The organism is Sphaerisporangium sp. NPDC004334 (genome assembly GCF_053602655.1).
Map to the genome: position 1 here is coordinate 34080 of NZ_JBSGDZ010000018.1, position 20944 is coordinate 55023.

General features: G+C 73.1%; 18 protein-coding genes. 10 read left to right on the forward strand and 8 right to left on the reverse strand.

All coding sequences use genetic code 11. The annotated features are described in order from the left end of the window. Positions 1-44: 44 nt before the first annotated feature. The 3 genes from ACWEN6_RS23790 to ACWEN6_RS23800 form a co-directional block, all read right to left on the reverse strand. A complete protein-coding gene (locus tag ACWEN6_RS23790) occupies positions 45-464 on the reverse strand; it encodes a cupin domain-containing protein (protein WP_354849253.1) in 420 nt (139 codons plus the stop codon). Then, complete coding sequence (locus ACWEN6_RS23795; RefSeq protein ID WP_248958504.1) at positions 457-786, reverse strand: TcmI family type II polyketide cyclase; 330 nt, start codon at positions 784-786, stop codon at positions 457-459. The genes ACWEN6_RS23790 and ACWEN6_RS23795 overlap by 8 nt, the downstream gene beginning before the upstream one ends. 88 nt (positions 787-874) lie before the next feature. Further along, complete coding sequence (locus ACWEN6_RS23800; protein WP_452572854.1) at positions 875-2917, reverse strand: BTAD domain-containing putative transcriptional regulator; 2043 nt, start codon at positions 2915-2917, stop codon at positions 875-877. Positions 2918-3491: 574 nt separating this feature from the next. Here ACWEN6_RS23800 and ACWEN6_RS23805 point away from each other — a divergent pair. From ACWEN6_RS23805 to ACWEN6_RS23830, 6 genes are all read left to right on the forward strand, one after another. Beyond that, positions 3492-3764, forward strand: coding sequence for a hypothetical protein (locus tag ACWEN6_RS23805; RefSeq protein WP_452572856.1), 273 nt, complete (start codon positions 3492-3494; stop codon positions 3762-3764). Continuing rightward, a complete protein-coding gene (locus ACWEN6_RS23810; protein WP_452572858.1) occupies positions 3761-5461 on the forward strand; it encodes an acetyl-CoA carboxylase carboxyltransferase subunit alpha in 1701 nt (566 codons plus the stop codon). The genes ACWEN6_RS23805 and ACWEN6_RS23810 overlap by 4 nt, the downstream gene beginning before the upstream one ends. A 147-nt stretch (positions 5462-5608) precedes the next feature. Further along, on the forward strand, positions 5609-6169 hold the full coding sequence (locus ACWEN6_RS23815; RefSeq protein ID WP_452572860.1) for an acetyl-CoA carboxylase biotin carboxyl carrier protein: 561 nt from the start codon (positions 5609-5611) through the stop codon (positions 6167-6169). Positions 6170-6216: 47 nt separating this feature from the next. Beyond that, positions 6217-7590, forward strand: coding sequence for an acetyl-CoA carboxylase biotin carboxylase subunit (locus ACWEN6_RS23820; protein ID WP_452572862.1), 1374 nt, complete (start codon positions 6217-6219; stop codon positions 7588-7590). Positions 7591-7671: 81 nt separating this feature from the next. Beyond that, positions 7672-8967 carry an RNA polymerase sigma factor gene (locus ACWEN6_RS23825; RefSeq protein WP_452572864.1) on the forward strand — a complete coding sequence of 432 codons (1296 nt, stop codon included), beginning with the start codon at positions 7672-7674 and terminating at the stop codon, positions 8965-8967. Between the two features lie 228 nt (positions 8968-9195). Continuing rightward, positions 9196-9813 (forward strand): NUDIX hydrolase, encoded by a 618-nt coding sequence (locus tag ACWEN6_RS23830; protein ID WP_452572866.1) that lies wholly within the window; start codon positions 9196-9198, stop codon positions 9811-9813. Positions 9814-10104: 291 nt separating this feature from the next. Here ACWEN6_RS23830 and ACWEN6_RS23835 read toward each other — a convergent pair whose 3' ends face one another. Continuing rightward, positions 10105-10578 (reverse strand): MarR family winged helix-turn-helix transcriptional regulator, encoded by a 474-nt coding sequence (locus ACWEN6_RS23835; protein ID WP_354926272.1) that lies wholly within the window; start codon positions 10576-10578, stop codon positions 10105-10107. Positions 10579-10692: 114 nt separating this feature from the next. Here ACWEN6_RS23835 and ACWEN6_RS23840 point away from each other — a divergent pair, with 114 nt between their 5' ends. Continuing rightward, positions 10693-11799: an epoxide hydrolase family protein gene (locus ACWEN6_RS23840; RefSeq protein ID WP_354926274.1), complete on the forward strand. Its 1107-nt coding sequence runs from the start codon at positions 10693-10695 to the stop codon at positions 11797-11799. Positions 11800-11889: 90 nt separating this feature from the next. On the opposite strand, the gene ACWEN6_RS23845 is transcribed toward ACWEN6_RS23840, so the two are convergent. From ACWEN6_RS23845 to ACWEN6_RS23855, 3 genes are all read right to left on the reverse strand, one after another. Further along, positions 11890-12873: an aldo/keto reductase gene (locus tag ACWEN6_RS23845; RefSeq protein WP_452572868.1), complete on the reverse strand. Its 984-nt coding sequence runs from the start codon at positions 12871-12873 to the stop codon at positions 11890-11892. A gap of 133 nt (positions 12874-13006) precedes the next feature. Further along, positions 13007-13813, reverse strand: a complete 807-nt coding sequence (locus ACWEN6_RS23850) for an SDR family NAD(P)-dependent oxidoreductase (protein WP_354926278.1) — start codon at positions 13811-13813, stop codon at positions 13007-13009. A 34-nt stretch (positions 13814-13847) separates the two neighbouring features. Then, positions 13848-14297 (reverse strand): MarR family winged helix-turn-helix transcriptional regulator, encoded by a 450-nt coding sequence (locus tag ACWEN6_RS23855; protein WP_354849317.1) that lies wholly within the window; start codon positions 14295-14297, stop codon positions 13848-13850. A 130-nt stretch (positions 14298-14427) separates the two neighbouring features. Between ACWEN6_RS23855 and ACWEN6_RS23860 the strand changes: the two genes are divergently transcribed. Then, positions 14428-17700 (forward strand): efflux RND transporter permease subunit, encoded by a 3273-nt coding sequence (locus tag ACWEN6_RS23860; protein ID WP_452572870.1) that lies wholly within the window; start codon positions 14428-14430, stop codon positions 17698-17700. Between the two features lie 15 nt (positions 17701-17715). Here ACWEN6_RS23860 and ACWEN6_RS23865 read toward each other — a convergent pair whose 3' ends face one another. Beyond that, positions 17716-18246, reverse strand: a complete 531-nt coding sequence (locus tag ACWEN6_RS23865; RefSeq protein ID WP_452572872.1) for a hypothetical protein — start codon at positions 18244-18246, stop codon at positions 17716-17718. A gap of 635 nt (positions 18247-18881) precedes the next feature. Here ACWEN6_RS23865 and ACWEN6_RS23870 point away from each other — a divergent pair. After that, the gene (locus tag ACWEN6_RS23870) at positions 18882-19103 is read left to right on the forward strand and encodes an MbtH family protein (RefSeq protein WP_452572874.1); all 222 of its coding nucleotides are present in this window, start codon (positions 18882-18884) and stop codon (positions 19101-19103) included. Beyond that, a complete protein-coding gene (locus tag ACWEN6_RS23875; protein WP_452572876.1) occupies positions 19019-20887 on the forward strand; it encodes a non-ribosomal peptide synthetase in 1869 nt (622 codons plus the stop codon). The genes ACWEN6_RS23870 and ACWEN6_RS23875 overlap by 85 nt, the downstream gene beginning before the upstream one ends. The last annotated feature ends 57 nt before the right edge of the window (positions 20888-20944 follow it).

Here is a 20944-nt window from a genome sequence, read left to right on the forward strand (position 1 = left end):
CGTCCGGGTACGGCGCCGGGCCGCAGGGCGGGCGCCGGTGAGGTTCACCGCGGGCTCCCTGCCGGGGCCTGGCCGGCGGCGTTCTCGGTGTCGACGTGCCCGAGGTCGGGACGCGGGGCCAGGGGGCTGGCGTGGAAGACCATGCACGCCTCCTCCTGGCCGGTGTTGTCGACGCGGTGCCGCACGGTCTTGGGCACCATGAGCGCGTCGCCGGGGTTCAGGACGATCTCCTGGCCGCCGTCGATGCGGGCGGTGACGCTGCCCCGCACGAGGTACATGAACTCCTCGGAGTAGGGGTGGTAGTGCTCGACGAAGTGCTCGCCGGGCTTGAGGAAGGCGACGCCCATGAAGCCGGAGGTCGCGCCGGCCGTCTTCGGGCCGAGCAGGACGCGGATGTCGCCGCCGCGCCGGTGGTTGGGCTCCACCTGGTCGGCGCTGAACTTGGACAGGCGGATGTCACTCATGGCCGTCGGCCTCCCAGGTGTAGAAGGGCTCGGCCATGGCGTCCTTGGGCTCGCGCCAGCCGGGGTCGTAAGGGCGGATGTGCTCGCTGAGCCGCTGGTTGATCTCGCCGTACAGCGGGTGGCTGCGTGCCTTGTACAGGTTCGGCGTGATGTCGTGGTCCGCCTCGACCAGGTGGAAGTACAGGTCGTGGAAGCGGAACAGCGTGCGGCGTGACACTCCGATCAGATGTGGCAGGTCGCTCGCGTCCGAGTCGGCGAAGATCTTCGCCACGGCCTCGGTCTCGGAGGGCTCCATCCGCGCCACGATTAGCGTCCGGTGCACCAGGCGTCTCCTTTCGTTCCGTACGCAGCAATGCTGCGGGGAGCGCCTGGTTTGATGCTGATGCGAGGCTAGTGCCGGAATTTCCGGGTCAGGGGCCGAGGATGTGGGACGCCGTTCCGTTGACGCAGTCGGCCGGCGCCGTCAGCGAGAACGGCCGCGCGCCGGCCTCCTCGACCGGCACGGCGCGGTGCTCGTCCTGCGCGGCGGGCACCGCCCGCTCCCGGGGGACGGCGGCCTCGACGGGCTGGGCGGGTCCGGCCGGTCCGGCCGGTGCGGCGGGTTCGGCGGCCTGGGGGGCGGGCACGGCGACGGCGCAGCCGTCCAGCTCCCGTTCCAGGCACTCGCGCGCGTACAACCGGACCAGCTCGTGGACGGCGTAGTGCACCTCGCCCAGGGCGGTGGGCCGCGCCGACAGCAGCGAGCAGTCGGCCAGGCGGGCGAGCAGCCGCTCGGCGTGGCCGGGCTCGCAGCCCAGCAGCGCGCCGGCCTGCCGCATGGTGATGTGCGGGGTCTGCAGCAGCCCGAGCAGCCGGAACAGGCTGCGCTCGGGCTCGCCGAGCCGCTCGTAGGTGGCGCGGAACGTCGTGCGCACGTCCAGGTCGGCGACCCGCAGGTCCGACAGGCGCGAGCGGGGGTCCTCCAGGCGTTCGGCGAACTTGGCCAGCGTCAGGCCCTGCCCGGCGGCCAGGCGCGACCCGGCGCACCGCAGTGCCAGCGGCAGCCGCCCGCACAGGCGCACGATGTGCTCGGCCGCCGCGCGCTCGGCCGAGAGCCGGGCCGGGCCGATGATCCGGGACAGCAGCTCCAGCCCCTCCTCCCCGGTGAGCGGGTCCAGCTCCACCATGTGGGCGCCGGCGAACCCGTGCAGCGCGAACCGGCTGGTCACGATGACGGCGCAGCCGGCCGAGCCGGGCAGCAGCGGCTGGATCTGGGCGTACCCGGCGGCGTCGTCGAGCACGATGAGCACCTGTCGTTCGCTGCACCAGGTGCGGAACAGCTTGCTGCGCTCGTCGCGGTCGCCGGGGACCTCGCCCGGCGGGACGCCCGTGGCCCGCAGGAACCCGGCCAGCACCTCGCCGGGGTCGGCCGGCACGCCGGAGCCGCCGAGCTCGGTGAACAGCTGCCCGGAGGGGAAGGCGGAGCGGGCCCGGTGGGCGGCGTGCACGGCCAGGGCCGTCTCGCCGACACCGGGCATCCCGCTGATGCAGATCACCCGGACGGCGGTGCCGGACTCGGCCGGGCGCGACAGCAGGGCGGCGATCCGGTCGACGACCTCGGCCCGGCCGACGAAGTCGGCGATGTCGGGCGGGAGCTGCGCCGGCCTGACGGCGGCCACCGGGGCCGCGGGCGGAGCGGGCGGCGGCGCGGGGTCCAGGTCGGGCTGCTCCAGGCCGGGGTTGGCCGACAGCAGGCGCTGCTGCAGGCGGCTCAGGGCGGGGGAGGGCTCCAGGCCGAGCTGCCCGACCAGCACCTGGCGCAGGTTCTGGTACACCTCCAGCGCCTCGCCGCGCCGCCCCGCCTGGTACAGGGCGGTCATCAGCTTGGCGTAGAAGTCCTCGTTGAGCGGGTGGATGGCGATGAGCTCCTTGAGCTCGCTGATCAGCTCGCGGTGCCGGCCCAGGCGCAGATCGGCGTCCAGGCGAAGCTGCAGGGCCCGTAGCCTGCTCTCCTCCAGGCGGGTGATCTGCGCCGACAGCAGCTCTCCCGCCGCCAGGTTCGCCAGGGCCGGCCCCCGCCACAACGCCAGTGCCTGCGACAGCGCCTCGGTGGCGTACGCGGCGTCCTCGCGCTCCAGCGCGTTCCACCCGTCGGCGACCAGTCGCTCGAAGCGGTACACGTCGATGGTCTCCGGGGCGGTGGCCAGCAGGTAGCCATAGGTCTGGGTGACCACCGTGGCCGGTCCTCCGGTGCCGAGCATCTTGCGCAGTTTGTAGACGTAGGTGTGCAAGGTGGGCAGGGCGGTCGCCGGGGGACGCTCGCCCCACAGTTCATCGATCAGCTCGCGTGTGGACACGATCTGGTTGTGCCGCAGGACCAGCATCGCCAGCACCGCGCGGACCTTGGCCGCGCTCGGCGTCAGATCGGCGTCGCCGTCGACCACTTGCAGCGAACCCAGAACCCGGAACTCCATGTGATCTCCGCAGTTGATCGCGACGCCGTCCGAGCCGGCCGGCGCGCGGCGTCGGCGCGTGCTCGGGCGCCTGGTGGACCTCTCGAATTTAGATGAACTCGCTTATCGGAACTGCCGGAAAGATGGCTCATGAGGACAAAATCTCCGAAAAAGTCCTGGTCTAGTCCTATATTCTTTACCTTAGGCAGTATTTCCGAATAATGTCCGTCTGGCGCGCCCGCGAAAAGGTCCGACACTCGGTCCGCCTTTAATATGACAAAGCCGCTTATGTCCCTATAGCGGCCCTCCTGGTCCGCGCCTCCAGGACGCACCGCGCGAAGGTGTCGGGCGGAAGTATCGGGCGCGGGCTCCGGCGCGCGGATGAGAGTGATCGCCGGACGCCGCGCAGGCCCTCGGTCCGGGGTCGCTCGAGCCGTCGCCCGGCCCCTTGCGCGGCGGGAGTCTCGCCCGCGGACCAGAGCGCCTCCAGCGCCTTCCCAGCGGCCGACCAGCGGCCGGGCGCATCGTTGCCGTCAGAGAGGTCCGCCGCGCACCGCGTCCGGCCCACCCCCCGAAGGTCAGGGGAGGAATGCACATGCGACCACACGCCCACTCGGCCGCCGCCCCGGCGACGCCCGCGCCCCGCGCCACCGGCCCGGCGTCCGGCGCGGCTGACGCGGCCCGCCCGGCCGGCACGGCGGCCCCCGCCACTCCGTCGCCGCGCGCCATCGTCCCGTCCTGTCCGCCCGTGGCCGGTGGCGGCAGCGCAGGGGGAGACGGAGGGCTCAGGCGGGTGGCGATCACGATGGTGGGCGGCGAGCGCGGGACGGGAGCCGGGGGCGCCGGGAGCTTCGGGAGCGCCGCGTGACCGCCGTCGAGCCGGACGCCCCGTCCTCGCCGTCCTCACAGTCTTCGCCGTCCTCGCCGTGGATCCGCTGCGCCGGCTGCCACGACCCGGTCTACGGGGTGCACCACCGCAGGAACCTGCGGGTGTGCGCCGGCTGCGGCCACCACGACCGGCTGGGCGCGCCCGAACGGCTGGACCAGCTGTTCGACCCCGGCTCCACGAGCGCGCCGGCCGCCGCGGCCACCCTGTCCGACCCGCTGGAGTTCACCGACACCCGCCCCTATGCGGCCCGCCTCGCGCAGGCGCGCAGAGACACCGGCCTGCCGGAGGCGGTGGTGTGCGTCTCGGCGTCCCTGCACGGCCACCCCGTCGTCGCCGCCGTCATGGACTTCGCCTTCATGGGCGGCAGCCTCGGATGCGCCGTCGGTGAGCGCATCACCGCCGCCGCCGAGCACGCCCTGTCCACGCGCAGGCCCCTGGTGGTGGTGACCGCCTCGGGAGGCGCGCGGATGCAGGAGGGCGCGCTGGCCCTGATGCAGATGGCCAAGACCGCTCAGGCGCTGGCCGACCTGGACCAGGCCGGCCTGCTCACCGTCACGGTCGTGACCGATCCCACCTACGGCGGCGTCGCTGCCTCCTACGCCACGCTGGCCGACGTCATCCTCGCCGAGGCGGGAGCGCACATGGGCTTCGCCGGGCCGCGCGTCATCGCCGGCACCATGGGACAGCGCCTGCCCGACGGCTTCCAGACCGCCGAGACGCTCCTGGCCGGCGGCCTGGTCGACGGCGTGCGCCCGCGCGCCGGACTGCGTCCGGCGCTGACCCACCTGCTGTCGGCCGCCGCCTGGGCCGAGGACGGCCGTCCCATTCCGGGGGCGTGGCGCGACAGCGCCCCCCACCTGGTGCGTGACGCGGCCGACCTGCCCGTGCGGGACGGCTGGCAGAGCGTCGCCCTGGCCCGCGACCCCGGCCGCCCCACCACTCTGGACTACGCCTGCCATCTGCTGGAGGACTTCCAGCAGCTGCATGGCGACCGGATGTCGGGCGACTGCCCGGCCATCGTGGGCGGCGTCGGACGGCTGGAGGGCGTGCCGGTCATGCTGATCGGCCACCAGAAGGGCCACGACACCCGCGAGCTGGTCGCCCGCAGGTTCGGCATGGGCTCCCCGGCGGGGTTCCGCAAGGCCGCCCGGCTGATGCGGCTGGCCGGCAAGCTCGGCCTGCCGGTGGTCACGCTGGTCGACACCCCGGGCGCGCACGCCGGGGTCGAGGCCGAGCAGGGCGGGCAGGCGCACGCCATCGCCGAGAACCTGCGCCTGATGTCCGCCCTGCCGGTCCCCGTGGTCGCCGTGGTCACCGGGGAGGGTGGCAGCGGCGGCGCGCTCGCCCTGGCCGTGGCCGACCGGGTGCTGGCGCTGGGCAACGCCGTCTACTCGGTGATCAGCCCAGAAGGCTGTGCGGCGATCTTGTGGCGCGACCCGGCCGCCGCGCCGCACGCCGCGGGCGCGCTGCGCCTGACCGCCCGTGACCTGCTCGGACAGGGCGTCGTCGACGCCGTGATCCCCGAGCCCGACGGAGGCGCCCACCGCGACCCCGCGCTCACCGCCCGGCTGCTCGGCGGCGCCGTCACCGCGACGCTGCACGAGCTGGCGCGCGTTGATCCCGCCGGCCTGGTGGCCGCGCGAAGGCGCCGCTTCCGCCGTTTCGGACTCGCCTAGCGCCAGGCCCCGGCCGGCGGCACCGGGCCACACCCGGCCACGCCGGTCCGGGCGCCACGCGGCGGCGGTCCCGCCGGCAGCGCGCCGGCAGGGCGCCGGCACGTCCGCGCCGCACCGCGACGCGGTGCCCGTCGAAGGAGGACACGCATGACAGCCGAACCCACACCGCAGGACGAGGGGGAACGCGTGCTGGACTGGGTGGTCCGCCACGCCGCCCGGCTGGCCGGCGCGGGCTCCGCGCCGCTGCGCAGCATCACCGTCTCCACCGCCACGCTGGCCGTCGCCGTGGAGTGGGCGGCGGCGCGCGGGGCGGGGGAGCACGTCCCCGTCCCGGGCGCGCCGGACGCGCGTCAGAACGGCACCGGCGGGCACGCCCGGCACGGCGGCGGGTCCCCGGACGGGGCGGAGCGGGGGGAGAGGCCCGGTGAGGGCCTTGGCGACCCGGCCGCCGTGGACGGCGCGGTCGTGGTCACCTCGCCGATGGTCGGCACGTTCTACCGGGCCCACGAGCCCGGGGGGCCGCCGTTCGTCGAGGTCGGCGACATCGTGGAACCCGGCCAGCAGGTCGGGATCGTCGAGGCCATGAAGCTCATGAACGCCGTCCAGGCCGAGCGCGGCGGCCGCGTCCGCGCGATCGTCGCCGCCGACGGCGCCCCGGTGCAATACGAGGAGCCCTTGCTGTCCCTGGTCCCGCACGAGGGCCCCTGACCTCCCCTGACGGCCGGTCCCCACACCTCCGAGCACGCTGGAGCGCCATGTTCACCACAGTTCTGATCGCCAACCGGGGCGAGATCGCCCTGCGCGTGCTCCGGACGTGCCGCGAGATGGGGATCCGCACGGTGGTCGCCCATTCCACGGCGGACCGCGACTCCGCGGCGGTGCGCCTGGCCGACGAGGCCGTCCAGATCGGGCCGGCCGCGCCGCGGCGCAGCTACCTCAACTCGGCCGCGATCGTCGCCGCCGCGCTCCAGACCGGCGCGGACGCCGTCCACCCCGGGTACGGGTTCCTGTCGGAGAGCGCCGAGTTCGCCGAGATCTGCCAGGCGCACGGCCTGACCCTGATCGGCCCCACGCCGCAGGTCATCGCCCGCCTGGGCGACAAGGTGTCGGCCAGGCGCTTCGCCGTGGAGGCCCGGCTGCCCGTGCTGCCCGGCGGCGCGGACCCGGCCGGGGGCGCCACCGAGGCCGCCCGTGTCGCCGGTTCCGTCGGCTACCCCGTCGTGATCAAGGCCTCGGCGGGCGGCGGCGGCCGGGCGATGACCGTGGTGCACGAACGCGGCGACTTCGCCCGGGCGTACGCGGCGACCCGCCGCGACGCCCAGACGCTGTTCGGCGACCCGCGGGTGTACGTGGAGAAGTACCTGGACGCGGCGCGGCACGTGGAGGTGCAGATCCTCGCCGACGGCCACGGCAACGTCGTGCACCTGGGCGCGCGTGACTGCTCGGTGCAGCGGCGCCGCCAGAAGCTGATCGAGGAGACCCCGCCGCCGAACCTCCCCGCGGCGACCGTCGAGCACCTGGGGGAGCTGACCGTGCGCGCGGCCCGCGCCGCTGGGTACGTGGGCGCCGGCACCTTCGAGTACGTGCTGGACGAGCACGGGACCTGCTACTTCATCGAGGTCAACTGCCGCCTGCAGGTCGAGCATCCCATCACCGAGATGGTGACCGGCGTGGACCTGGTGCGCGAGCAGATCCTCGTCGCGGCCGGGCGCCGGCTGACGCTGCGGCAGCAGGACATCGCGCCCTCGGGGGTGGCCATCGAGTGCCGGGTCAACGCCGAGGACCCGGCCCGGGGGTTCCTGCCCACGCCGGGGCTGATCGAGCGGTTCGTGCCGCCGGGCGGGCCGTTCACCCGGGTGGACACCCACGCCTCGGCCGGGACGCGGATCACCGCCGACTACGACCCGCTGATCGCCAAGGTGGCGGTGTGGGCGCCCACGCGCGCCCAGGCGCTGGCCCGCGCCGACCGGGCGCTGGAGGAGACCCTCCTGGAGGGGCCCGGCCTGCGCACCGGCCTGCCGTTCCTGCGGGAGGTGCTGGCCCACCCGCTGTTCCGCTACGCCAAGCACACCACCTGCCTGGTCGAGCAGATGATGTCCACGCCGCAGCCCGGCGGGCCGTGGTCCTGACGCCCGTCGGAGAAGGCCCGCGGGACGCCGAAGGGGAGCCGGTTTGCGGGGGTGGCGGGGAAGATGCTGTGATTGGTCGCCATGGCGGTTTCGCAGGCTCATCGGGCGATCGACCAGGTGTGGAGGGCCGAGTCGGCTCGGGTGACGGCCGGCCTGGCCCGCGTCGTGCGCGACATCGGCGTGGCCGAGGAGCTCGCCCAGGACGCCCTGGTGGCCGCGCTGGAGCAGTGGCCGCGCGAGGGCGTGCCGGACAACCCCGGCGCCTGGCTGATGGCCGTCGGCAGGCGGCGGGCGATCGACCTGATCCGCCGGCGCGAGCGCCTCGCGCGCAAGGTGGAGGAGCTCGGCCACGAGCTGCTCACCGAGGGGCGGGACGACGACGCGGCCCTGGCCGCGCTGGAGGACTCCCTCGACGGCGGCATCGAGGACGACATGCTGCGCCTTGTGTTCACCGCCTGCCATCCGGTGCTGTCCACCGAGGCGCGCGTGGCGCTCACCCTGCGCCTTCTGGGCGGGTTGAGGACCGAGGAGATCGCGCGCGCGTTCCTGACCGGCGAGGCGACCGTGGCACAGCGCATCGTGCGGGCCAAGCGCGCCCTGTCCGACGCCCGCGTCCCCTTCGAGGTGCCCGCCGGCGCCGAGCTGGCCGGCCGGCTGTCGTCGGTGCTGGAGGTCATCTACCTGATCTTCAACGAGGGGTACACCGCGACCGCCGGGGACGACTGGATGCGGCCGGCGCTGTGCGATGAGGCGTTGCGGCTGGGCCGCGTCCTGGCCGGGCTGATGCCCCGCGAGCCGGAGGTCCACGGTCTGGTCGCGCTCATGGAGATCCAGGCGTCCCGCTCGGCGGCGCGGGTCGGCCCGTCGGGGGAGCCGGTGCTGCTGCTGGAGCAGGACCGCGGCCGGTGGGACCGCGCCGCCATCGGACGCGGGCTGGCGGCGCTGGAGCGCGCCGAGGCGACCGGCGGGGGGACCGGCGGGGCGCCGGGCCCCTACACGCTGCAGGCGGCGATCGCCGCCTGCCACGCCCGCGCCGGCCGGGCCGGTGACACCGACTGGGGGCGCATCGCCGCGCTGTACGAGACGCTGGTGCGGCAGGTGCCCTCCCCGGTGGTGGAGCTGAACCGCGCGGTCGCCCTGGCCATGGCCTTCGGACCCGAGGCGGGGCTCGCGCTGGTGGAGGAGCTGGCCGCCGATCCGGCGTTGAAGGGCTACCACCTGCTGCCCAGCGTGCGCGGCGACCTGCTGTTCCGGCTGGGCAGGACCGCCGAGGCGCGCGAGGAGTTCCAGCGCGCCGCCGCGCTCACCCGCAACGACCGCGAGCGCACCCTGCTGCTGTCCCGCGCCGCCGCCTGCGCCCCGGCGGACGCCGGGTGACGGTGGGTGACGCCGTATGGTCGGCCGCCGGCCGGCCGCACGGCCCTGGTCACCGGCGGCTGGGAGTCATGGCCGAGGCGATCGGCCGCGCCAGGCGGCGTGCCGTCCGCCGCGAAGGTGATCCGGTTGCCGGGGCCGCCGGCGATGTGCGAGCCTCGGCGGGACGCATCGGCGCGGGGGCGGTGGCGCGGGCCGCGCACCATCCCTGGTGAGGTACGGGGGCAGGGCATGGGCGAGGACGTGGAGCTTTCCGATCCGCCGAGCGGGGCGCCGGCCGATCCGCCGGCCGGGGCGCTGGTCGGGGCGCTGGCGCGTTACCGGCCCTCGACCGCGCTGGAGGCCGCCGACCTGGAGCGGACGCGCGCGCTGGCCGCGACCGGTGATCCGTGGGGCCGTTCGACCGCCCTGCACGTGACGGTGTCGGCGCTGATCCTGCACCCGCCCACCGGCAGGGTGCTGCTGCGATGGCACGCGCGCCAGGGGGCGTGGCTGCAGGTCGGCGGGCACGCCGATCCCGGCGAGAGCGACCCGCTCGCCGTGGCGCTGCGCGAGGGCGCGGAGGAGACCGGCCTGGCCGACCTGCGGCCCTGGCCGCCCGGCTCCGCCGCCGAGATCGCCCACCTGGTGATCGTGCCGGTGACGCCGAGCCCCCGCGAACCGGCCCACGAGCACGCCGACCTGCGGTTCCTGCTGGCGACCGGCACCCCTGACGCCGCCCGGCCGGAGAACCCCGAGGCGCCGCTGCGCTGGCTGCGCGTCCAGGAGGCGATGGAGCTGACCGGCGAGCCCAACGTCCGCGAGACCCTGGCCCGCGCCGCCCGCCTTCTCGGCGGCCACCGGCCCTGAACGGCGCCCCGCTTCGGCACCGCGGTTCGGCGCCGCGGTTCGGCGCCGCGGCCACTAGTCGCCGGCCGTGGCCCCGGCCAGGCGAGTGCGGCCTGGTGCGGTGACCGCGTACGTTCACCGGGCGCGGCTCTCCGCCCCCGGTCACGGGCTGTAGTGATCGGCGCCGGGTCGGCGGGTCGTGGTACGGCGATGCCCGCGCCTGCTACGGCGCCCAAGCCGGTGAACGTTCGTGGACGGCGCACTAGCTAGGCGGGAGGGACGTTTGGCGCCGATGCCCGAGGCCGTCGCGGGTCACGGCTCGATGAGGGTGCCTGTCCGGCGGTCGTGGTGGTCCGACAGTCTGGACAGCAGCTCGACCAGCCGCTGTCGCTCCTCGGGTGACAGCGGCGCCAGCAGTTGGTCCTGGCATTCGGCCAGCCGCTTCTCCAGCCGCCGCAGTTGCCGCCTGCCCGAGGCGGTCAGCGAGATGATGTTGCGCCGCCGATCGGAGGGGTCCGGGGCGCGCTCGACCAGTTCCCGCTCGGTGAGTTCGTTGATCGCCGCGACCATGTCGCTGAGGTGGATGCCGCTACGGCGGCCCAGAGCGGCCTGGCTGGCCGGGCCGAACTCCTCCAGTGTGGCCAGCAGGCGGTAGTGGTAGCCGCGGGCGCCGACGGAGGAGAACGCCTCGCCGACCAGACGGCGCGCGTGGTCGGCGGTCCGGCCGAGCAGCCGGCTGGGCAGGCCCTCCCAGCGGGGGGGCGTCTCCTCGGAGGGGTTCTCCATGGGGCTGAGTCTAACGAATCGTTCGGCGCACTAATGACCGTGCTATCGTTCGACAGGCAAACGTTAGTGCCTCAAACATTCGGTTGCCGAATGAACGCCTCCAGAGGAGAGACCATGATCAAGCCGTTCAGCATCGCCATCCCCCAGGCCGATCTCGACGATCTGGCCGACCGGCTCTCCCGCACCCGCTGGCCCAACGAGGTCGCCGGCGCCGGGTGGGACTACGGCTTCCCCCTGGCGCGGCTCAAGGAACTGGCCGAATACTGGCGCACCGGCTACGACTGGCGCCGGCACGAGGCCGAGCTCAACGAGCTTCCGCACTTCACCACCGAGATCGAAGGGCAGAACATCCACTTCGTCCACGTCCGGTGCTCCAAGCCCGACGCGCTGGCGCTGGTCCTCACCCACGGCTGGCCCGGGTCGTTCCTGGAGTTCCTCGACGTGATCGAGCCGCTGTCGCGCGACTTCCACCTGGTGATCCCGTCGATCCCGGGGTACGGCTTCTCCGGGCCGACCCGCGAGCGCGGCTGGGACATCGTCCGGGTCGCGCGGGCCTGGGCCGAGCTGATGCGCCGGCTCGGGTACGAACGCTATGGCGCGCAGGGCGGCGACTTCGGCTCGGGCATCTCCATGGCGCTCGGTGCGGTGGCACCCGAGCGGGTCGTCGGGGTGCACGTCAACTTCCTGCCGACCCGGCCGGTGCCGGACGCCGACATCGAGCTGTCGCAGACCGACGAAGCCCGGTTGGACAAGGTCCGGCGGATGATGGCGAACCGTCCGCCGTACCAGGCCCTGCAGGCCCTCACTCCGCAGACCATCGGCTACGCGCTGACCGACTCGCCGGTCGGCCAGCTGGTCTGGATCGCCGAGCGCTTCGCCCAGTGGACCGGCCCCGACTCTCCCGTCAGCGACGAGCGGATGCTCACCGGCATCTCGCTGTACTGGCTGACCGCCACCGCGGCCTCCTCGGCGCGGCTGCACCACGACACTCCGCGGGGAACGCCGCCGTGCCCGGTGCCGGTCGGCGTGGCGGTGTTCGCGCACGACATCACCCAGCCCGTCCGGCCGCTGGCCGAGCGGCTGTACGACATCAGGCACTGGTCGGAGTTCCGGCGTGGCGGTCACTTCGCCGCGATGGAGGTGCCGGAACTGCTCGCCGAGGACGTCCGGCACTTCTTTCTCACCCGCGTCGAGTACGACCCTCCGGCCACCACCCGCTAGAAGACCCCGCCTGCCCCGCTCCGCGGGCCGGGAGGGTGAGCGGGGTTGGCGGGGTTGGCGGAGTTGGCGGGGGCCGCGGCCGCGGCGGGTTCAGGAGGTGATGCGGGGGAGGGTGGCCGCGGGGTAGCGGGCTCCGGCGGCGGCGCCCTTGGGGGCGGCCTTCTCCAGCAACGCCAGCTCTTCGCGCGTCAGCGCGATGTCGAGCGCGGCGACGTTCTGCTCCAGGTAGGCGCGCCGCTTGGTGCCGGGGATGGGCACGACGTCCTCGCCCTGCACCAGCACCCAGGCCAGGGCCAGCTGGGCCGGGGTGACGCCCTTGTCGCGGGCGATCTGCTCCACTCCCGCGGCCAGCGCGCGGTTGGCGGTGAAGTTCTCGCCCTGGAAGCGCGGGTTGGAGGCGCGGAAGTCCTGCGGGCCCAGCTGGTCGGTGCTGGTGATCGCGCCGGTGAGGAAGCCTCGGCCGAGCGGGCTGTAGGCGACCAGGCCGATGCCGAGCTCGCGGAACAGCGGGAGCAGTTCGTCCTCGATGTCCCGGGTGAACAGGGAGTACTCGTACTGTCCGGCCGTGATCGGGTGGACGGCGTGGGCGCGGCGCACCACGTCGGGGGCGGCCTCTGAGATGCCGAGGTGGCCCACCTTGCCGGCGGCGACCAGTTCGGCCATGGCGCCCCAGGTGTCCTCGATCGGCACCGAGGGGTCGACGCGGTGCTGGTAGTACAGGTCGATGTGGTCGACGCCGAGCCGCTGGAGCGAGGCGTCGCAGGCCTTGCGCAGGTAGTCGGGGTGGCCGTTGACGCCGACGCGCGTGCCGTCGGGCCGGCGCTCGATTCCGAACTTGGTGGCGAGGACGACCTGGTCCCTGCGCCCGGCGATCGCGGCGCCGACCAGGCGCTCGTTGGTGAACGGGCCGTAGATGTCGGCGGTGTCAAGGAAGGTGACGCCGAGGTCCAGCGCCCGGTGGAGGGTCGCGGTGGACTCGCCGTCGTCGCCCTGCCCGTAGAACTCGCTCATTCCCATGCAGCCGAGTCCGAGAGCGGAGACGGTCAGGCTCCGGCCGAGGGTGCGCTGTTTCATGGCTGGTCCTCCTCGATGCTCTGGCGGTGGCGCCGGCGTCGGGGGTTTCCGGCGCCTCCCATAGTCGTTCCTGGACCACGCTCCAGGTCAAATCCCGTCCCTGTGACTTACTTTGTAAAGCCGGATGGTCGGGTCAATGAACCGAGAAGCCGCCATCGACGCAGATCGTCTGACCGGTGATGTACTCGGCGGCGTCGCTCGCCAGCAGCACCGCGATGCCGGCGAAGTCGGACGGCTCGCCGTTGCGGCCCACCATGGAACGCGCGGCCAGGGCCTCCACCCGGCCGGGGATCGCCTGGGCGGGCTCGGTGAGAGGGGTGAGCACGAACCCGGGCACGACGGTGTTGCTGCGCACCCCGTGGGGTGACCACGCCTCGGCCTGCGAGCGGGTGAGCCCGGTGACGGCGGCCTTGCTGACCCCGTAGGCGCCGCTGTCGCCGAAGGCGCTGATCGACTGCTGGGAGCCGACGTTGATGATGCGCCCCCAGCCGCGCGCGGCCATGCGGGGGCCGAAGTGCTGGCCCAGGGTGTAGGGGGCGGTGATGTTGAGGCGCATCGTCGCCTCGTAGTCCTCGGGGGTGAGCTCGTGCATGGGCCGGCGGATGTTGTTGGCGGCGACGTTGACCAGAATGTCGATCTCGCCGAAGAAGCCGGCGGCCTGGTCGCACACCCGGCGCACCTGGCCCGGGTCGCCGAGGTCGGCGGAAAGGACGGCGACCGGGACGCCGTGGCCGCGCAGGCGTTCGGCGGCGGCCTCCAGCTCGGGCCTGCGGCGGGCGACGATGACGACGGCGGCGCCCGCGCGGCCGATCGCCTCGGCCATGGCCAGCCCGATGCCGGAGCTGCCGCCGGTGACCAGGGCCGTGCGGCCGGCCAGGGAGAACAGGGCTTGGAGGTGCCCGCCGGGCGCCGGGCGGGTGGTGTCGTCCCCAGTGTGCATGGGGCCCGAAGCTACCAGCGGCGGGCGGGCCGGCTCAGCAGGGGCCGTACAACTCGGCGGCGGCCGCCCGGAGCTTGGTCATCACCTCGTCCAGGCTGCGCAGGGTGGCGGTGTCCAGCCGGTCGAGCAGGCGCCGGTAGCCGGCCAGTCCGGCGTCGACGAGCTCCTCGGTCATGCGCCGTCCGGCGTCGGTGAGCTCAACGCGGCGGATGCGGCGGTCGGCGGGGTCCTCGCGGCGGGTGACCAGGCCCTGGGCGACGAGCCGGTCGACGATGCCGGTGACGGTGCCAAGACCGGTGCCGAGGGCGGCGGCGAGTTCCTGCCCGGAGGCCGAGCCGCTGCCGGACAGGATCAGGGCGACCTTGAGCTGCTGCATGGTGAGGTTGAGGGCCAGCAGCGGCAGCGAGCGGTCGTGGGAGAAGGCGCGTCCCAGGGCGTGCTGCGCCTCGCCGATCCGAGCGATCAGCTCTTCTCTGTCGTCCACTTTCACCTTCCGCGCGGGCCCGGTCAGGTTACCAGGAGTTCATGGCAGCGCTAAATATTCGTTCTACGCGAAGTGTTAGCATTGCCGGAAACTTTTGGCTTCTTCTCCCGCAACCGGAAGGTCCACGCCCATGACCGCTCTGGCCAGGCTCAGCCTCGCCAACCGCAGCCTCGTCATCCTGGTGGCGGTCGTGATCAGCGCGTTCGGTGCCTTCGCGATCCCCTCGCTGAAGCAACAGCTGCTGCCCTCGCTGTCGTTCCCCGGGGCGTTCGTGGTGGCGCCGTACGCCGGCGCGGCTCCCGACATCGTCGAGGAGCAGGTCACCAAGCCGATCGAGAGCGGTTTCCAGGGCATCGCCGGCGTCACCGAGGTGATCTCCACCTCCCGTGAGGGGATGGCGCAGATCCAGGTGTCGTTCGAGTACGGCACCGACATCGAGGCGGCGGTGGCCAAGCTGCAGCAGGCGGTCGGCCGGCTGAGCGGGCGCCTGCCGGCCGGGGTGGAGCCGACGGTCGTGGCGGGCAACACCGACGACATCCCGGTGATGGTGCTCGCGGTGGGCGACGGCGGCGACCAGCGCGCCATGGCCGACAAGCTGGACCGCATCGCGGTGCCCGAGCTGCGGGGCCTCACCGGCGTGCGGGAGGTGTCGGTGACGGGGGCGCGCGAGCGGACGGTCGTCATCACTCCCAACCTGCTCAGCATGGCGTTGCACGGGGTGTCTCCGCTGTCGATCCCCGAGGTGCTGCGGGCCAACGGCACGCCCATCCCGGCCGGCAGCCTCACCGAGGACGGCAAGACGCTCACCGTGCAGATCGGGCGGCGCATCTCCTCGGTGGAGGATCTGCGCGAGCTGTACCTGACCCCGCAGGCGCCGGCGGCGCAGGCCCAGACCCCGGCCGCCGGACAGGGCGGGCCCGGCGGCGCCGATGCCGCGGGCGGCGCCGGGGGACAGGCGGGCCCCGCCGGAGGACAGCGCGCCGGGGCGAGCGGACCGGCGGGCGCCGCGGCGGCGCCCAAGCCCAAGCCGGTCAAGCTCGGCGAGGTGGCCACCGTCGAGGAGAAGCCGGCCGACGCCACCACCATCACCCGCACCAACGGCACGCCGAGCCTCGGCATGTCGCTGACCATGACCCCCGACGGCAACGCCGTGCGCATCTCCCACGACGTGCGCGCCAAGCTCCCCGGGCTCACCCGGGCGCTGGGCGACGCCGCCGCGATCACCGTGGTGTTCGACCAGGCCCCCTACGTGGAGCGCTCGATCGAGGACCTGTCCACCGAGGGGCTGCTCGGCCTGGTCTTCGCGGTGCTGGTCATCCTGCTGTTCCTGCTGTCGCTGCGCTCGACGCTGGTCACCGCGGTGTCCATCCCGATGTCGGTGGTCATCGCGCTGATCGCGCTGTGGGCGGGGGACTACTCGCTGAACCTGCTCACCCTCGGCGCGCTGACCATCGCGATCGGCCGGGTGGTGGACGACTCGATCGTGGTGCTGGAGAACATCAAGCGGCACCTGGGCTACGGCGAGCCCAAACGCGAGGCGGTGCTGGCCGCGGTGCGCGAGGTGAGCGGCGCGGTGACGGCCTCCACCCTGACCACGGTGGCGGTGTTCCTGCCGATCGCCTTCGTCGGCGGCATGATCGGCCAGCTTTTCGCCCCGTTCGCGATCACGGTGACGGTGGCGCTGCTGGCCTCGCTGCTGGTGTCGCTGACCGTCATCCCCGTCCTGGCGTACTGGTTCCTCAAGACGCCGCGCCTGTCGCCGCAGGAGGCGCTGCGGGTGCGGGCGGAGGCCGAGGCCAAGGAGCTGCGCAGCCCGCTGCAGCGCATGTACCTGCCGGTGCTGCGCTTCGCCACCCGCCACCGCCTGGTCACGCTCGTCGCCGGCCTGCTGGTGTTCGCCGGGACGCTGGGGCTGGCGCCGGGGCTGAAGACCAACTTCATCGACTCCTCGGGCAACGACACCGTCAACCTGACCCAGAAGATGCCGGCCGGCACCGACCTGGCCACCACCGACGCGGCGGCCAAGAAGGTCGAACGGGTGCTGTCCTCCATCGGCGAGGTCGCCTCCTACCAGGTCAACGTGGGGTCGGGCGGCACCTTCGCCGGCGGGGTGGGCGGCTCGGCCGACCGGGCGTCCTACTCGGTGACCGTCGCCGAGGGCGGCGACGCCGCCGCGCTGGAGAAGACGCTGCGCGACCGGCTGGCGGGGCTGAGCGGCGTGGGGGAGGTGACCGTCGGCGGGCAGGGCGGCGGGTTCGCCTCCGACCGCGCCGAGGTGACCCTGCAGGGCCCCGACCTGGCGGCGCTGCGGTCGGGCGCCGACGCGGTGGCCTCGGCGATGCGCGGCATCGACGGGCTGCGCGATGTGTCCTCCAACCTGGAGGACAGCGCGCCTCGGGTGGAGGTCAAGGTCGACCGGCGCAAGGCGGCGGCCGCGGGCCTCACCGAGGCGGGCATCGGGCAGAGCGTCGCGCAGGCGTTCCGCGGCGCCACCATCGGCCGGCTCACCTTGGACGGCCGCACCAGCGACGTCATCCTGCGCGCCGGCGCCGGGGCGCCCGACGATCTGGCCGCGGTGCGGGGGCTCCGCCTGCCCACGGCCGCGGGGATGGTGAAGCTGTCCAGCGTGGCGCAGGTGCGCCAGGTCGCCGGGCCGACGCAGATCACGCGCAAGGACGGCGACCGCACCGCTTCGGTGTCGGCCGCGGCCGAGGCCAGCGACCTGGGCGCCGTCACCGCCAAGATCACCGAGCGGATGCGGTCGCTGACCCTGCCCGCCGGGGTCGCCTACAGCATCGGCGGGGTGAGCGCGGACCAGAACGAGGCGTTCTCCCAGCTCGGCCTGGCGATGCTGGCCGCCATCGCCATCGTCTTCATGATCATGGTTGCGACCTTCCGCAGCTTCGCCCAGCCGCTGATCCTGCTGGTGTCCATCCCGTTCGCGGCGACCGGCGCCATCGGCCTGCTGCGCCTCACCGGCACCCCGCTCGGCGTGCCGGCGCTGATCGGCATGCTCATGCTGATCGGCATCGTGGTGACCAACGCGATCGTGCTGATCGACCTGATCAACCAGTACCGCGAGCAGGGGCTGGGCGTGGTGGAGGCGGTCGTGGAGGGCGGCCGGCGGCGACTGCGGCCGATCCTGATGACCGCGATCGCCACGATCTGCGCGCTGACCCCGATGGCGGTGGGCCTGACCGGGTCGGGAGGGTTCATCTCCCAGCCCCTGGCCATCGTCGTGATCGGCGGCCTGGTGTCCTCCACCCTGCTCACCCTGGTCCTGGTGCCGACGCTGTACACGATCGTCGAGCGCACCAAGGAGCGGTTCGGGCGCCGCGGCGGCCGAGCGGCACATCGCGAGATAACGGTCTACGACGAGCAGGCTCTCGCCGCCCGGCGGTAGCCCCCGGCGGCGCGGTCACCAGCGGTGCGCGGCCGGCGGGGAGGGGCATCCGTCCTTGGACGGGGCGGCACCGCGGTGTGCCGGGCCGCCGCCGTCGCCGTGGCGGTCGCGGGAGGGGGTTCGCCGCGGCGGATCCACAGGAGGGCTGCTGTGAGCAGTACGGTGCCGGCCGGCAGCCAGGGGGCCGGGCCGGGCGGCAGGACACCGATGAGCAGCGCCGGCCAGTTGCAGGGCGAGAGACTGGACGGACAAGGCGGTGGCGCGGCCCGCACGGGTGACACGGCGGTGCAGGAGGTCGTTCTCGCTCGGGCCGGCGAGGCCGCGGCCGAGGTACACCACGCCGTAGCCGGTGGCCGCCAGGGCCGTCGCGGGTGCGCCGGTGGATGTGGCGGTGGCGGCGAGGAGCAGCAGGCCGCCGGTGCCGGTCCCAAGGCTTGCCAGCACCGCGCGCTCGCTGCGGCCCGCCAGGCGTGCGATGAGCGGTGCCAGCTGGCTGCCGAGGCCCGAGCACAGGAAACCGGCGCAGGCCAGCGAGGCGAAGACCACCGCGCCGGACTTCGATGCGCCGGTCAGGGGGGCGGCGCGGCCCGGTGTGAGCTGTTCGACTGTCGATCAGGTAGCGCGCTTCGCGACCGCGTCCGTGACCTGCGATTTCAGGTTGAACAAGGCTACGTGCAGGAAACGGCAACAAGTGTGCGCAAAAAGACAAGACACTCACGCCCGCTCGCTTGCATGCTGGTGTCAGCGGATCAATGGAAGGGGTTCGCGCACCGTGACAACGTTGAATTGAGTACTCGCCTGCCTGTCTGTCTGTATAGATCGCGGCGTGGCCACCCAGGCCAGCGGCACCCAAGCCTCCGATAACCCTCGACCAGCTGGTAGAGGAGCAGCTCAGGCTTCATTTCGGAGGTACGCGCATCAGTTCCGACACCGTCTCCCACGAGAACGGCAATGTGCTGGATACCCTGCGCCCCGAAGGCCTCGAAACGCTCCAGGCGAGTACCGACCGCGACAGCGAATCTCGGGCATCACACTGCCTCTGACCTGGGAAGCTCCTCCTGAAGGCCGCGGCTTCCCTAAGGGTCACGTTTCTGTTGCAGGTCGGCCCTCTCTCTCGTGTCGCGGAACGCGTCGAGCGGTATCCGTGGCCCGCCGCAGCGATTGGAGAGGAGAGCAACGCAATGGCTGGTAGCGAGCCTGAGGATTCGGTTCAGTACGAAGTCGTGGTGAACGACGAGGGTCAGTACTCGATCTGGTGGATTGGTCGTGAGCGTCCGGCCGGGTGGCATGCCGAGGGGAAGCAGGGTACGCGGGCCGAGTGCCTGGACCATGTCGACACGGTCTGGACCGACATGCGGCCGGCGTCGGTGCGGGCCGCGCTCGGTGGGGGGCCTCGGCGTTGAGCGCGGCTCTCGAGACGATCCACGATGTTGCGTCGGCGTCTCCGGACGCGGTCGCGGTCAGCAGCCCGGAAGGGGCGATGACCTACGCAGAGCTCATCTCGGCGGCGGAAACGGTCGCCACCGCGCTTCAGCGAGTGGGAGTTCGTGAGGGCGATGTGGTGGCGATGGCGCTGAGCCGTCCTCATCTGCCCGCGGGGGTGCTGGCGATCATGGCGGCAGGCGCCGCGTACCTGCCCATCGACACCGCAGTGTCCGCCGACATGGTGGGGACGTGGCTGGCCGAGTGCTCCGTTCGAACGATTTTCACAGACCGTGAGCCAGGCGATATCCCCAGGGGCGGGCGGGCTCTCGTCCGGTACGACGAAGCCCTGCGCGGCGGAGACGGCGCTGACGCTGAGCGTCACCGATCTGCCGGCGGAGAGGACGCGCTGGCGTACGTCATCCCGACCTCCGGAACCACGCGCCGGCCCAAGCTGGTCGCGGTCGGTCATCGCGGACTCGCGGCACACACGCGCGCGCTGCGCGATGCGTGCGAGCTGACGTCACAGGACCGCGTGCTGCAGTTCCACGCCATCGATTTCGACGCCGCGGCCGAGGAGATCTACCCCACCCTTGCGGCCGGAGCCACGCTGGTCACACTCGATGCGGTCCCCGCGCCCCATGAGTTGATCGCGTTCTCCCAGGAGCACCGGATCACCGTGCTCAACCTGCCGACCAGTTACTGGCACCAGCTGGCCGCCGAAGGCACCGAGTCGCTCACCACGGGCCTGGCGGACGTACGGCTCGTCGTGATCGGTGGCGAAGTGGCGGTCGCCGAGCTGGCCTCCAAGTGGGTCAGGGACGTCCGGATTCCGCTCATCAACAGCTACGGCGTGACCGAGTCCACCATCACGAGCACCTGGTGTCTGGTGAAGGAAGAGGACGCCCGGTCCGACGTCCCGATCGGCAGCCCGATCGACGGCACGACGACGCGCATCCTGGACGACGAACTGAACCCGAAGGATTCTGGCAGCACCGGTGAGCTGTGCATCGGTGGCGTCGGCGTCGCGTGGGGCTATCTCGGTGAGGCTGGGCTCACGGCAGACAAGTTCAGGCCGGACCCCTACGCGTCCACACCGGGCGGCCGCCTCTACCGCACCGGTGACCTGTGCACCGAGGAGCGCGATGGCCGCATCGTCTTCGGAGGTCGACGAGACCTCGAGGTGAAGGTACGCGGGTATCGCGTGGACCTCGGTCTCATCGAGGCGGAGCTGACCTCGCTCCCAGGTGTGGTGGGGGCGGCGGTCGTCCCGTCGACGACGACCGAGGGCCAGCTGCTCGCCTACCTGGTGACCGATCCGACATCGGGCAGCCAGGTGGACGCCGGCGGCGTCCGGACGCACCTGGAGGGCCAGCTGCCATCCTGGTCGCTTCCGCACGTCTTCCGGTTCCTGACCTCCTTGCCCCTGACGTCGCGCGGCAAGGTCGACCGCGCCGCGCTGGCCGCTCGCCACGCGGAAAGCGCGCCGGCGGCGCCGCAGCCGGACGCGCCGACCGGCGTCCCGGAGTCCACAGCGGTCACCGTGAGCGGGATCTGGTCCGATGTGCTCGGGGTACCCCACGTCACAGCGGAGACGAACTTCTTCGAGGTTGGCGGACATTCGCTGTTGGCCTTCCGGATCCTGAGCGGCATCCGTCGGCGGCTTGCCGTCGACGTCCCGGCGAAGGCGCTGTTCGACACGCCGCAGCTGGGCGAGTTCACCGCACAGGTGGAAGTCCTCCTCGCCGAGACGGAGCGGACGTGATGGCGCCGACGGGTCGGGCCGGACTCTCATTCTGTCGATGTGGTGCTTCCGACACCG